The organism is Pseudomonas paraversuta, from assembly GCF_904067025.1.
GTDB classification, from domain to species: domain Bacteria; phylum Pseudomonadota; class Gammaproteobacteria; order Pseudomonadales; family Pseudomonadaceae; genus Aquipseudomonas; species Aquipseudomonas paraversuta.
In genome coordinates this window covers 4,357,430-4,370,564 of sequence record NZ_CAJFDA010000001.1, presented here as the reverse complement: position 1 = coordinate 4,370,564, position 13,135 = coordinate 4,357,430, and the positions used below count along the sequence as shown (strand labels likewise).

Annotated in this window: 15 protein-coding genes; 6 read left to right on the top strand and 9 right to left on the bottom strand. The window is 58.1% G+C overall.

Annotation, left to right across the window (positions count from 1 at the left end):
- Nucleotides 1–29 precede the first annotated feature (29 nt).
- A complete protein-coding gene (locus JQ848_RS19835; protein WP_010656214.1) occupies nucleotides 30–1,595 on the top strand; it encodes a bifunctional protein tyrosine phosphatase family protein/NAD(P)/FAD-dependent oxidoreductase in 1,566 nt (521 codons plus the stop codon).
- 8 nt (nucleotides 1,596–1,603) lie between these two features.
- Nucleotides 1,604–2,407, top strand: coding sequence for a sulfite exporter TauE/SafE family protein (locus tag JQ848_RS19830; protein WP_003439305.1), 804 nt, complete (start codon nucleotides 1,604–1,606; stop codon nucleotides 2,405–2,407).
- A 73-nt stretch (nucleotides 2,408–2,480) separates the two neighbouring features.
- Here JQ848_RS19830 and cueR read toward each other — a convergent pair whose 3' ends face one another.
- Together cueR and JQ848_RS19820 are read right to left on the bottom strand one after the other, a co-directional pair.
- A complete protein-coding gene (gene cueR / locus JQ848_RS19825; protein ID WP_202211054.1) occupies nucleotides 2,481–2,885 on the bottom strand; it encodes a Cu(I)-responsive transcriptional regulator in 405 nt (134 codons plus the stop codon).
- 43 nt (nucleotides 2,886–2,928) lie between these two features.
- Nucleotides 2,929–3,309, bottom strand: coding sequence for a hypothetical protein (locus tag JQ848_RS19820; protein WP_003439309.1), 381 nt, complete (start codon nucleotides 3,307–3,309; stop codon nucleotides 2,929–2,931).
- A 145-nt stretch (nucleotides 3,310–3,454) separates the two neighbouring features.
- Here JQ848_RS19820 and JQ848_RS19815 point away from each other — a divergent pair, with 145 nt between their 5' ends.
- Both JQ848_RS19815 and JQ848_RS19810 read left to right on the top strand, forming a co-directional pair.
- On the top strand, nucleotides 3,455–3,655 hold the full coding sequence (locus JQ848_RS19815) for a heavy-metal-associated domain-containing protein (RefSeq protein ID WP_003439311.1): 201 nt from the start codon (nucleotides 3,455–3,457) through the stop codon (nucleotides 3,653–3,655).
- 145 nt (nucleotides 3,656–3,800) lie between these two features.
- Nucleotides 3,801–4,997, top strand: a complete 1,197-nt coding sequence (locus JQ848_RS19810) for a multidrug effflux MFS transporter (RefSeq protein ID WP_010656213.1) — start codon at nucleotides 3,801–3,803, stop codon at nucleotides 4,995–4,997.
- A 1-nt stretch (nucleotide 4,998) separates the two neighbouring features.
- On the opposite strand, the gene JQ848_RS19805 is transcribed toward JQ848_RS19810, so the two are convergent.
- Nucleotides 4,999–5,169 (bottom strand): hypothetical protein, encoded by a 171-nt coding sequence (locus JQ848_RS19805; protein WP_003439315.1) that lies wholly within the window; start codon nucleotides 5,167–5,169, stop codon nucleotides 4,999–5,001.
- A 123-nt stretch (nucleotides 5,170–5,292) separates the two neighbouring features.
- Entirely contained in the window at nucleotides 5,293–6,306 is a 1,014-nt protein-coding gene (locus JQ848_RS19800; protein WP_202211053.1) for a zinc-binding alcohol dehydrogenase family protein, read from the bottom strand.
- Between the two features lie 123 nt (nucleotides 6,307–6,429).
- On the opposite strand from JQ848_RS19800, the gene JQ848_RS19795 reads away from it, so the two are divergent.
- Nucleotides 6,430–7,347, top strand: coding sequence for a LysR family transcriptional regulator (locus tag JQ848_RS19795; RefSeq protein ID WP_202211052.1), 918 nt, complete (start codon nucleotides 6,430–6,432; stop codon nucleotides 7,345–7,347).
- Nucleotides 7,348–7,381: 34 nt separating this feature from the next.
- On the opposite strand, the gene JQ848_RS19790 is transcribed toward JQ848_RS19795, so the two are convergent.
- Nucleotides 7,382–8,335, bottom strand: coding sequence for an adenosine deaminase (locus JQ848_RS19790; RefSeq protein WP_003439321.1), 954 nt, complete (start codon nucleotides 8,333–8,335; stop codon nucleotides 7,382–7,384).
- A gap of 221 nt (nucleotides 8,336–8,556) precedes the next feature.
- Here JQ848_RS19790 and JQ848_RS19785 point away from each other — a divergent pair, with 221 nt between their 5' ends.
- Complete coding sequence (locus JQ848_RS19785) at nucleotides 8,557–9,642, top strand: calcium:cation antiporter (protein WP_003439324.1); 1,086 nt, start codon at nucleotides 8,557–8,559, stop codon at nucleotides 9,640–9,642.
- Nucleotides 9,643–9,685: 43 nt separating this feature from the next.
- On the opposite strand, the gene JQ848_RS19780 is transcribed toward JQ848_RS19785, so the two are convergent.
- From JQ848_RS19780 to JQ848_RS19765, 4 genes are all read right to left on the bottom strand, one after another.
- Nucleotides 9,686–10,372, bottom strand: a complete 687-nt coding sequence (locus JQ848_RS19780) for an SDR family oxidoreductase (protein WP_003439327.1) — start codon at nucleotides 10,370–10,372, stop codon at nucleotides 9,686–9,688.
- Between the two features lie 481 nt (nucleotides 10,373–10,853).
- A complete protein-coding gene (locus tag JQ848_RS19775; RefSeq protein ID WP_003439329.1) occupies nucleotides 10,854–11,456 on the bottom strand; it encodes an IMPACT family protein in 603 nt (200 codons plus the stop codon).
- A gap of 13 nt (nucleotides 11,457–11,469) precedes the next feature.
- A complete protein-coding gene (locus JQ848_RS19770) occupies nucleotides 11,470–12,120 on the bottom strand; it encodes a TetR/AcrR family transcriptional regulator (protein WP_003439332.1) in 651 nt (216 codons plus the stop codon).
- A gap of 47 nt (nucleotides 12,121–12,167) precedes the next feature.
- Entirely contained in the window at nucleotides 12,168–13,088 is a 921-nt protein-coding gene (locus JQ848_RS19765; protein WP_003439335.1) for a LysR family transcriptional regulator, read from the bottom strand.
- Nucleotides 13,089–13,135: the final 47 nt, after the last annotated feature.

The window sequence follows — 13,135 nt, the reverse complement described above, 5'->3', positions numbered from 1 at the left end:
ATTCATTTTTGTTGTGCCTGGAGTGCTCAATGGAGCAAAGCATCAAGCGAATCGACGAGTCATTTTCTGTGACGGGTCAGATCGAGCAGTCTGATCTCCATACTTTAGCCGCGCTGGGGTTTCGCAGTGTGATCTGCAACCGGCCGGATCATGAAGGCGGGCCAGAACAACCCGGGCACACTTCGATGCAGCAAGCCGCCGAAGCCCTGGGCCTGAGTTTTGTTTACCTGCCGGTACAGACCACTGGCGCAACACCGGAGCAAGCGCAGCAGTTGCAGCATCTGCTTGGCGAACTGGCAACCCCTGTTCTGGCCTACTGTCGCACCGGTAACCGCTCTTCGAAGCTCTATCAAGCGGCCACTCTGGGTACCCCGGAAATCAAGCAGTACGACGTGGTTGTGGTCGGCGGTGGCTCGGCGGGCATCTCGGTGTCGGCAAGCCTGTTGAAGCGCGACTCGTCCCTGCGCATCGCGGTGATCGAGCCCAATACCGAACACTATTATCAGCCAGCGTGGACACTGGTCGGCGGTGGTGCCTACGAGGTCAAGGACACGGTTCGCCCCACCGCGACAGTGATGCCCAAACAGGTTGTATGGATTAAAGCGTCACTGAGCGCTTTTGCCCCGCAACGCAAGGTGGTGTTGCTCAGTGATGGCTCCGAGCTTGGCTATCAGCAATTGATCGTGTGCCCCGGGTTGCAGTTGGCCTGGGAGAACATCGAGGGCCTGGAAGAGACTTTGGGCAAAAACGCGGTCACCTCCAATTATCGCCACGATCTGGCGCCTTACACCTGGGAACTGGTGCGCACCCTGCGTGGCGGCAAAGCGCTGTTTACCCAGCCGGGCATGCCGATCAAGTGTGCCGGTGCTCCGCAAAAAGCCATGTACCTGTCCTGTGATCATTGGCGTAAACAGGGGGTGCTGGATTCGATCGAGGTGCAATTCAATCTGGCGGGAGCAGCGCTGTTCGGCGTCCCGGCGTTTGTCCCGGCGCTGATGAAATACGTTGAAGCCTACAACGCCCAATTGGCCTTTCAGTCCAATCTGGTCAAGGTCGATGGCCCGAACAGGACCGCCTGGTTTGATGTGACGGGCGCAGACGGCAACGTGACGCGGGTCGAGAAGAAGTTCGACATGCTGCATGTGGTGCCACCGCAACAGGCCCCCGATGTTATCCGGCGCAGTGAGCTGGCGGATAAAGCCGGCTGGTTTGAGACCGACCCGGCGACCCTGCAGCATCCGCGTTATCCAGACATATTCGCCCTGGGCGATGTGTGCGGCACATCCAATGCCAAGACTGCCGCAGCAGCCCGCAAACAGGTGGTGGTAGTGGCTGACAACCTGATCGCCTTGCGCAATGGGGCCGTCTTGCCCAAGCGCTACGATGGCTACGGTTCCTGCCCGCTGACGGTGGAGAAAGGCAAAGTGATTCTGGCCGAGTTCGGTTATGGTGGCAAACTGCTGCCGACGTTCCCGCTGGACCCGACGGTGGCCCGCAAGTCGGCCTGGTTGCTGAAGGCAACCTTGCTCCCCTGGTTCTACTGGAACGGCATGCTCAAGGGGCGCGAGTGGTTCACTGACTGCAAGGCGGACTGAGCCAGATTATGTTGATCATCGTGTTGGGTGTGCTGGTGGGCTTGTTGCTCGGGCTGACGGGAGCAGGCGGGGGGATTCTGGCCATCCCGGCGCTGACGCTGGGCCTGGGCTGGTCTCTGCTCGAGGCGACTCCGGTGGCGCTGCTGGCCGTGGGTATTGCGGCGGCAGTGGGCGCGCTGGACGGTCTGCGCAAGGGGCTGGTGCGTTACAAGGCGGCCGGGCTGATGGCAAGTGCCGGCTGGCTGGCGTCCCCGTTCGGACTGCACCTGGCCAAGCTGTTGCCGGGCACCGCGCTGATGGCGATGTTTGGTTGTGTAATGGTATTCGTCAGTGGGCGCATGTTCATGCAGGCCAGAACGGATTGCGCCCACGTGGCTGAGGCTGCGCCTCACAAGAACTGTCGGGTGAACCCTTCCACCGGGCGACTGGAGTGGGATGTAAAGTGCTCCACCACCCTGGCCGCCATTGGTGCGGTGTCGGGCTGGCTCACCGGATTGCTGGGGGTGGGCGGCGGTTTTTTGATTGTCCCGGCCTTCCGGAAATTCAGTGATGTCCCTATGCACGGCATTGTTGCTACGTCGCTGATGGTCGTGGCGCTGGTGTCGCTGGGCACTGTGGGGCATCTGTTGTATCAGGGCTTCAGTCTTTCGGGGGATGCGGCGCTGTTTATCGGTGCGACCCTTGGCGGGATGATCGCCGGACGGATGATTGCGCCGAAGGTCTCCGAGCGCCTGATGCAGCAAGGGTTTGCAGTGCTCTGCGCGCTGGTCAGCGTCATGATGATCGGCAAAGTGCTGATGACAGTGTTTTGAGCCGTACTATCTCGGTGCCCGGATTACTGGCGACGGGAGCAACAGCGGCGTCTCCCACCGGGGCTGGCTGTTTTCAGTGAGTACAACAGGCGCCCGACTCCAGATCCTTGAGGATCGGGCAGTCTGGGCGGTGGTCACCCTGGCAGCTTTCGACCAGCTCATGCAAGGTGTCGCGCAGGCTGGTCAGCTCGCGGATTTTTTGATTCAACTCATCAATGTGCTGACGGGCCAGGGCTTTAACATCGCCACTGGCGCGCTGGCGGTCTTGCCAGAGGGCCAGCAGTTTGCCGACCTCATCCAGTGAAAAGCCCAGATCACGGGAGCGTTTGATAAACGCCAGTGTGTGCAGCTCATCGTCGCTGTAAAGACGGTATCCGCTATCGCTGCGGTTCGCGGGTTTGAGCAGCCCGATGGACTCGTAATAACGAATCATCTTGGCACTCAAGCCACTGTGCCTTGCGGCCTGGCCGATATTCATGACGCTCGCCTCATTACTCAAGATTCCCGGGTGTGCACCGCAATCAGTATTCCAGCCTGGCGGGCTTGAGGTACATGCCGTCCTTGCCTAGGGCGATGCGGTATTTGCGCACATCCCCGGCTTTTAAAGAGAATTGCTGGGCCGGCGGTACCAGCATGCCCGGCAAGCAGCCCGGCGCCTGGCCCGGTAAAAGCTTGAGGCGGATACCCACAGTGGCTGGCGGCAGATTGAACGCCAGGGTTTGTTCCTGAAACAAACGCCCTGCCAACTGGTCATCTATATACACCCCGACTTCGCAGCTGGTCGGTACTTCAAGGCGCTCACGGGAGATGATCAAAACCCCGTAGTCCTGATCGGCATGTGCCCATAGCGGCACACTGACAAGACCCAAAAGGCTGACTAGGCTCAAAGCGGACCAGCGCATGGCTAAGTATCCTGTGTTAAATCCCATGGCTGCAGCTTGGCCGAGCGGGGGACAGATTGCCAGCGCGCGATAGCAACACGGGGCTTGACCTTGCCATGGTGGGAAGGTGAAAGCTGCAGGCCTCTCAAACCAAGGAGCAATTATCTTGCAAACATTCAAAGTAGACGGAATGACCTGTGGTGGCTGTGTGCGTGGGGTAACCAACGCCATTCAGCGGATCGATCCGAATTCGAAAGTTGAGGTCGATCTGGAGACCAAGACCGTAAAAGTCGAGAGCGTGCTGCCGTCACTGGAAATCATCGACGCCATTACCAATGCCGGATTCGAGGCGCGTACCGCCCATTAATGCAGGCCCTCTGCTGGCGCGCAGTGGCGCCTGCAGTGCTTGGGTCAGTCTGGTTTATTAGCTAGCTGGCTATCGTTATGTTCAAGTTCTGTAACCACAGCTAGACTATCGGGCTGCGCCAACCGCAGCTCGATTTGGATACCTGATGAACTTTAGAACAATCCTGATTTTAGGCGCCCTGAGCGCCTTCGGTCCTTTGGCAATCGACTTCTATCTGCCGGGTTTCCCGGCGATGGCACAGGCTTTTGCAACAGATGAACAACATATCCAGCTAACGCTGGCGGTTTACTTCCTGGGCTTGTCCATCGGCCAGCTGGCCTATGGGCCGATCGCAGACCGTTTTGGTCGACGCATTCCGCTGCTGGTGGGTGTCGGCCTGTTCACTGCGGCCTCCCTGGCCTGTGCATTTGCCCCCACCCTGGAATGGTTGATTGGTGCCCGATTCGTTCAGGCACTGGGCGGTTGCGCGGGCATGGTGCTATCGCGGGCGATTGTCAGTGATAAATGCGACGCGGTAGGTTCGGCCAAGGTGTTTTCGCAACTGATGCTGGTAATGGGGCTGGCACCGATTCTGGCGCCGATGCTCGGTGGTCTGCTGGTCAATCTGCATGGCTGGCAGTCGATCTTTATCGTGTTGACGGTGTTCAGTGCTCTGGCGGCCCTGGCCGTGGCGCTGGGTCTGCCGGAAAGCCTGCCCGCCAATGTGCCGCGCCAGCCTTTGTCGGGGGCCTTGCGTCAATATGGCCGCCTGCTCAAGGACCGTGAATTCCTGGGGCATGCACTCACCGGCGGGATCGCGATGGCCGGGATGTTTGCCTACATTGCGGGTTCACCTTTCGTATTTATCAAACTCTACGGCGTACCGGCAGAGCATTACGGCTGGCTGTTTGGCAGCAATGCCGCAGGCTTTATTTTGGTGGCGCAGGTCAATGCCCGGTTGCTGGCCAGACGCGGGCCGGCCTTTTTGCTGGCGCGTACGGTGTGGGTTTATCTGGCGGCCGGTCTGGTGTTGCTGGGCATTAGTGCCTTGCACACAGAGCAGCTGTGGCCGTTGCTGATCCCGTTGTTTATCTGTATTGCCAGCCTGGGCTGCATCATCCCCAACGCTTCTGCCTGCGCCATGAGCGGGCAGGGCGCGCGGGCCGGCAGTGCTTCGGCCATGCTCGGCTGTTTGCAGTTCAGTGTGGCCGCAGCCGCAGCTTCATTGGTCGGCGTGTTGCACGATGGCACGGCGCTGCCAATGGCGATGGTGATCACCTTGTGCGGGGTCTTGGCGGTGGCTATCGGGATGGCGACCCGGCGTGTCTATAGCGCCCGGATCGCCGCTCAAGAGCCGGTCTGAATCAGCCCGCCAAAGGTGCGGGCAGTACATGCGGGGCTTGCAGGCGGGACTGCAGCTTGTCCACAAAGGCGCGAGCCTCGGCCTCGCTGCGAAAATTGACGGCTTGCTGGTCGAGTTGAACCTGCCATTGGCAGTCACGGGATCTTGCTAACGCTTTTATCAGGATTTTCATTACTGGCCTCCCTTGGTTCGCAAAGGAGGCCAGTGTATTACCGAATCCCCGGTGAAATATGTCAGGGATCAAGTCTCTGACTGACGGTTGAAACTGGCGCTTTCAGCCTCGCGTCATGCCAGATCAGAACCCTTCGAGCACAATCTTGCCTTTGGACTTGCCGCTTTCCAGCAACGTATGGGCGCGGCGCAGGTTGGCCGCGTTGATGGTGCCGAAGTGCTCGCCAACGGTGGTGCGCAAAGTGCCGGCATCGATCAGTTCGGCCACCCGGTTGAGCAGATGATGTTGCTCGATCATGTCCGGCGTTTCGAACAGCGAACGGGTGTACATGAACTCCCAGTGCAGCGACAGGCTCTTGCGCTTGAGCTTGGTAATGTCGAGGGCCTTGGGGTCGTCGATCAGGGCCAGTTTGCCCTGGGGAGCCAGTGCTTCGACCAGTTGATCCAGGTGCTCATCGGTCTGGGTCAGGCTGGCGACGTGGGTAACGCTGTTGATGCCCTGGTGTTTGAGCGCTTCGCTCAGGGGCTGACGATGATCGACAATGAGGTCCGCGCCCAACTCCCGTACCCAGGCTTGGGTCTCGGGGCGCGATGCGCTGCCAATTACCTTGAGTGCCGTGAGCTGGCTGGCCAGTTGAGTCAGGATCGAGCCGACGCCTCCGGCCGCGCCGACAATCAACAGGCTCTGTTGCTGGTCGACCTTGCCCTCATTAATGCCAAGCCGTTCAAACAACAGTTCCCAGGCGGTGATTGCGGTCAGTGGCAGCGCCGCGGCTTCGGCGAAACCGAGGCTCTTGGGCATGTGACCGACGATCCGCTCATCCACCACATGACGTTCGCTGTTGGCGCCGGCGCGGGCGATGGAGCCTGCATAGAACACCTTGTCGCCAACCTTGAACAGGCTCGCCTCACTGCCAACCGCCTTGACCACACCGGCGACGTCCCATCCCAGCACTTTGGCTTCGCCGTCTTGCGGTTGTACGTTCTGCCGGACTTTGGTGTCCACCGGGTTCACGGAAATGGCTTTTACTTCAACCAGCAGGTCGCGGGGGCCGGCAATCGGCTCTGGCAGTTCGATGTCTTGCAGGGCTTGGGGGTCTTGAATCGGTAGCGACTGGTAATAGGCGATAGCTTTCATGGGACAAGTCCTGAAGGAGATTAAGAAAGTAGAACCATGATTAGCTATTTCGTGGAATGATAAAACCGGCTAAAACAGCAGTCTCTTTCAATATTTTATTGATAATTCCCGGGTGTGTTTTCAATGCTGCGTTTCGATGACCTGCAACTGTTTGTTCGCGCCGCAGACCTGGGCAGTTTGTCGGCAGCAGCACGGGTAATGGACATGTCGCCGGCGGTGGCCAGTGCGGCGCTCAAGCGCATCGAGGCGCAGCTGAATACCCGGCTGCTGGCCCGCTCCACCCGGAGTTTGCGGTTGACTGCAGAAGGTGAAGGTTTTCTCGAATATGCGCGTACGGCATTAAGCAGTCTGGATGAAGGACGGCGCTTGCTGGCTCGTGGGCAAGATCAGGTCAGTGGGGTGCTGCAGCTGTCGGCCCCCTCGGACTTCGGGCGTAATTTACTGCTGCCCTGGCTGGATCAGTTTCAGCGTGAGCACCCGAAGCTCACGGTGCGTTTGTTGCTGGGGGACCGAATTGCCGACCTGTTCCGTCAGCCGGTAGATATCGCCTTGCGCTACGGTGAGCCTGAAGACTCCAGCCTGGTGGCCTTGCCGGTGGCGGCAGACAATCGCCGGGTGCTGTGTGCGTCCCCTGACTACCTGGTGCGCAAGGGCGAGCCGCGTCAGCTCGAACAGCTGTTGCAACACAATTGCCTGCTGTACATGCTCGGCACGCGAGTCCACGACTATTGGCAATTCAATGATGGCAAGCGTGAGCTTCGGCTGACGGTCAGTGGCGACCGGTTCAGTGACGATGCCGATGTGGTGCGCTTGTGGGCGTTGGCCGGGGCCGGGATTGCCTACAAGTCCTGGCTGGATGTAGTGGGGGATGTGACTTCGGGCCGGCTCAAGGTGCTGTTGCCCGAGCTGACCTGTGAGCGGGCGCCGTTGAACCTGCTGTGCGGCCATCGTGCGCAACTGAGCAAGCCGGTGAGGTTATTACACGACATGCTGGTTGAGCGGTGCGCGGGGTTGGCCCGCGACCGAGGCCGTCAAGGCTGACTGTGGGAGCCGGCAGCCAGCTCCCACAACAGGTTTACGGCTTGATCAAGCGTGCATCCAGGCTGTTTTGCGCCAGACGCTTGGCCTGATCCTGGGTCATGCCCAGGTCGGTGTACAGGGCGTGGAAGTTTTCGGTCATGTAACCACCGAAATAGGCCGGGTCATCGGAATTGACGGTCACCTTCACGCCGCGCTCGAGCATGTCGAGAATGTTGTGCTGCGACATGTGATCAAACACGCAGAGTTTGGTATTCGAGAGCGGGCACACGGTCAGCGGGATTTGCTCGTCGATAATGCGCTGCATCAGACGCTCGTCTTCAATCGCCCGTACACCGTGGTCGATGCGCTGGATTTTGAGCAGATCGAGCGCCTCCCAGATGTACTCCGGCGGGCCCTCTTCGCCGGCGTGGGCGACGGTGAGAAAGCCTTCGTGACGGGCGCGATCGAAGACGCGCTGGAACTTGCTCGGCGGGTGGCCCATTTCTGAGCTGTCGAGGCCAACGGCGACAAATGCTTCGCGAAATGGCAGTGCCTGGTCGAGGGTTTTTTCCGCTTCTTCTTCACTCAAGTGACGCAGAAAACTCAGGATCAGACCGCTGGTGATACCCAGTTGCTGCTCGCCGTCCTTGAGTGCGCTGGCGATGCCGTTGAGCACCACTTCGAAGGGAATCCCGCGGTCAGTGTGGGTTTGCGGGTCGAAGAAGGGTTCAGTGTGAATCACATTCTGCGCCTTGCAACGCAGCAGGTAGGCCCAGGTCAGGTCGTAGAAATCCTGGGACGTACGCAATACGTCTGCACCCTTGTAATACAGGTCGAGGAACTCTTGCAGGTTGTTGAAGGCATACGCTTTGCGCAAGGTTTCAACGTCGTTCCAGGGCAGGGCAATCTTGTTGCGCTCAGCCAGAGCGAACAGCAGTTCGGGTTCCAGGGATCCCTCAAGATGCATGTGCAGTTCAGCTTTTGGCAGGGCGTTGAGCCAGTCGTACATAAAAAATTCTCATTAAATCAGGTGCAGATCCCAGCATTCTACAGGCGTGCTGCTACACATTTGGTAAAACCCGACCAAGCTATTTGTCGCAGCCTACGGTTGCCAGGGGTGACAGAGGCCTGGACGGGCGGGCCTGTGAACTAACATGTAACGAAACGTTAGCAAGTTGTGGAAGTCTGTAACCCATCAACCTGTGTTTGTTTACTGGCAAAAGGCCCGCAATGCTGACTCTATTGAAAGACGAAAAACTGCTGTTGCTGGCGATCGTGATGGTGGCGCTGGCTTACCCGCTGGAGCATTGGCTACTGAGCAACGGCCAGATTACCGCCCTGGCAGCAGGGGTTGTGCTTGTGGCGGCGATTGTGTGTGCCTCGATGCGCGTGGCCCATCACGCCGAGGTACTGGCAGAAAAAGTCGGCGATCCCTATGGCACGATGATCCTTACCTTGTCCGCCGTTTTGGTCGAGGTAGTGATCCTGGCCATCATGATGAGCAACGAAGCATCACCGACCCTGGTACGGGACACGATTTACTCTGCGGTCATGCTCGACATCAATGGCATTCTCGGCCTGGCGGCACTGATGGGCGGGATCAAACATGGCGAGCAGTCCTACAACGATGATTCCGCCCGCACCTACACGGTGATGATTCTTACTGCCATGGGGGTGTCCATGGTGGTGCCGGAGTTTATCCCCGAGGCTGACTGGAAAATTTACTCGGCCTTCACCATCGGCGCGATGGTATTGCTCTACACCCTGTTTTTGCGGATGCAGGTCGGGCCGCACAGTTACTTCTTCAGTTACAGCTACCCGGACAAGAAACGCCGCAAGGGTGAGCACAAAGAAGAGCCGGCGAACCTCAAACTGTCGGTAACCGTGCTGGCACTGGGGGTTATCGTGATTGGTGCGCTGGCAGAGGTGATGTCCAAAACCCTGGACCTTGGTCTTGAGGGCACGGGCGCACCGCCGGTGATCACGGCCATTGTGGTGGCCGCAATTTCGGCCGCGCCGGAAATCCTCACGGCCCTGCGTGCCGCATTGGCCAATCGCATGCAGTCGGTGGTTAACGTGGCGTTGGGCGCTTCATTGTCCACGGTGATTCTGACGGTGCCGGTGATGGAGGCAATGGCACTGTATACCGGGCAGCCGTTTCAGATGGCCATGACCCCGGTGCAGACAGTGATGGTGCTGATTACCCTGGTGGTCTGTGCCATCAACCTCAATGACGGCGAAACCAATGCCATCGAGGGCATGACCCATTTCGTGTTGTTTGCGACTTTTATCATGTTGTCGTTGCTGGGGCTTTAACCACAGCTGAGCCCGGTCCGTCGGGAGCGGGCTCAGCGGTTGCTTACCAGGGAATTGTCTGGCCTTTGTAGTCGATAAAGTGATGGCCGCCTTTACCTGCGTAGGCTTTGACTTGTTCAACGAGGCCCCGGGTGCTGGTTTCGACATCGATCTCGGCACCTTCGCCGCCCATGTCGGTTTTTACCCAGCCCGGATGCATGGAGAGCACGGTGGGATTGTTGTCCCCCAGTTCCTGATGCACAAAGGTCGTGGTCATGGAGTTGAGTGCAGCCTTGCTGGCTTTATAGAGCGCCATTTCAGGCGCGTCCGGCACAGTGATGCTGCCCAGCACCGAACTCATGAAGGCCAGTACGCCGCTGTCTTTTCGGACTTTACTGACAAACGCTTTCGCCAGATTAATTGGCGCCACGCTGTTGGTATAAAACAACTGGCCAACCTCAGCCAGGGTTGCGTTGCCCGACCATTGATCATCCGGGCCTTTGATGCCGGCATTGATGAACAGCAGGTCGAAGACCTGGTTGTTCAACCTGTTGCTCAATGCCTTGATGGCCTGGTGGTTGTCGATGTCCAGTTGCTCAATGCTCACTTGGCCCAGTGATTTCAAGGCGTCGGCTTTATTGGGATCGCGGACAGTCGCGGTGACTTGCCAGCCGTCCTTGAGTAACTCTTTGACCAGGCCCAGTCCCAATCCGCGTGAAGCTCCGATAATCAGTGCATGTTTTGCTGTCATGAGTAGCGTCCTTCTAGAGCTAAAGGGAATTCACCGTAAAGGTTTTTACTCCATCGCTGTGCGAGTGCCCAGCTTTGAGGTGTGGGCCTGTTCCTTTGTTCAGGTAGGAGAGAGTTTCAGGGCGCGTCAGGCTATGGTTGTTTAAATATCGATTTGGTTAAAAAACGTACAAAGATAAGCAGGCGTTACGCAGATTGAATTCGCGGGGTATTTGCACGGGTTATCCACAGGTTGTTCCACAGTAACTGTGTGCAACTTCGGTTGAGGGGTATAAGCACCGGGCTGCTTTGTTCTAACCGCGATAACCTTGTCTAAATGACTGTTTTTAAATAGATTTTCTTTGTTTTGAAGAAAGCAGGTCAAAAAACGTACAAACCTGTGCAATGCCCGTGACACAAGGGCTGCAGCCTTGTGTACTCAGGTTATCCACAGTTGGGTGCACAGTGACTGTGGGCAAGTCCGGGGGAAGGATATGGCGTATTTACTCCTCTGTGCCGGGCTCGCGCCGGTGCAGCAAAATCCTGCCGCGACTGATACTGGCCAGTTGTTGCTGTAGAGGGGCGATCTGTTCTTCGGCCAGTGCCAGTTGCAGGTCAACGCCATTGGCGGTGAAGGTTTCATTGATCAGCAAACCTCCTGATTCGGCCACCCGCAGTTTAATCAGTGCCAGTTCGCTGAAGTTGCACGAGCAGTCCAGCGCAACACGGCTAATCAACCTCAGCTTTTCTGCGCCCTGCAGGCATTTGTTGGCGCCGCCGCCGTAAGCCCGTGCCAGCCCGCCGGTTCCCAGCTGGATGCCGCCATACCAGCGAATGACCAGTACCACGACCTGATCGCAGTCCTGGGCCTCGATAGCTGACAGTATCGGCCGGCCAGCGGTGCCGCCGGGTTCGCCGTCGTCACTGCTGCGATATTGATCACCGTGTTTCCAGGCCCAGCAATTGTGCGAGGCATTCAGGTCGCTATGTTGCTCGATAAAGTCCTGTGCCTGTTGAGCATTGGTGATCGGCGCGGCGAGGGTGATAAAGCGGCTTTTTCGGATTTCTTCGCGGTATTCGCAAAGACCCAGGAGGGTCGAAGGCATGTCGGTTCCAGACTTAGACGGTAGGCGTCAGGCCGCAGCCTTTGAGGATGATACGGATCAGGTTGTCGCTGGCGTCTTGCATGTCTTGCCTGGTCAAACGCGAGCGCCCCGATACGCGGCAGATTTGGGTCGCGAAGTCAGCGTAATGCTGGGTGCTGCCCCATAACAGGAAAATCAGGTGTACCGGGTCGACCGGGTCCATTTTTCCGGCATCTATCCAGGCTTGAAACACGGCCGCACGACCCTGGAACCAAATGCGGTAGTCCTGGGTGAAGTATTCGGTCAGACAGGCGCCACCGCTGATGATTTCCATTGCAAATACACGGGAGGCCTGTGGCTGTTGGCGTGAGAACTCCATCTTGGCGCGGATGTAACGGCTGAGTGCCTGGGCCGGATCGTCTGCGGCGGTCAGGGTATTGAAGGTGCGGTCCCACAATTCGATGATATTGCTCAATACCGCAATATAGAGCCCCAGCTTGTTGGTGAAGTAGTAGTGCAGGTTGGCTTTTGGCAGGCCGGCCTTGAGCGCGATGGTGTTCATGCTGGTGCCTTTGAACCCATGACGGGCAAATTCATCCTCTGCGGCCTTGAGAATGACCTCTTCGTTCTTTTGACGAATACGGCCAGCCGGCTTGCCATCGTGGGCGGGGATTTCAAAGGTCATAGGTTTTCCAGAGCAATCTTTGTGGGAGCTTTCGCTGCAGTTTCACGTTAGCGCGTCGCTTCCAGGCTCTCAAGGAAACTTTCCAGCACCAGATGCGGACGTCGACCTTTACGTGTGACCGAGGCCAGACTCAAGTCATAAAAGCGGGTTTTGGCTTTCAAGGCCCGCAGGCGGCCTTGTTGCACCCACAGGCTGGCGTAATGATCGGGCAGGTAGCCGATGTAGCGCCCGGTCAGAATCAGAAAGGCCATGCCTTCGCGATCTGACGCGCTGGCGGTGCAATTAAGTGCCTGGTAGTGCGCCTGGATCTCGGAAGGCAGGCGGAAAGTCGGGGCAATGGCATCCTGTTCGTTGAGACGCTGGTCGGCCAGTTGCCGATCATCGACATAAAACAACGGGTGGCCCACAGCGCAATAGAGCAGTGAGCGCTCGCTGTACAACGGTTGGTACTCAAGACCGGACAGCGCACTGGCCTGGGGTACGACGCCTACATGCAAGCGGCCGTCGAGAACCCCTTGCTCTACTTCATTGGGGGCGATCATTCGAATGTGAATTTGTACATCGGGCCCGCGCTCTTTGAGTTGGGACAGGGCATGGGTGATACGCATGTGGGGCAGGGTGACCAGGTTGTCGGTTAGCCCAATCGTCAGTTCACCGCGCAGGTGGTGATGCAGGCCGTTGACCTCGGTACGAAAACTTTCGAGTGCCCCCAGCAACTGGAGTGATGACTGATAAACCTCGCGGCCTTCTTCTGTCAGAGAAAATCCCGCCCGCCCACGCTGACACAGGCGTAAACCCAGTCGTTGTTCCAGGTCACTCATCTGCTGACTGATGGCCGAGCGGCCAATGCCGAGCACCGTTTCTGCCGCCGAGAACCCGCCGCATTCCACCACGCTGCGGAAAATACGCAGCAATCGAATATCAAAATCGCTGACTTGGGCCAGTGCATCGGGACGACGGCTGCTCATAGTTTAGTGGAGGCCTGACTAAAGGTTAGAAGAGTTGGATTTCACCG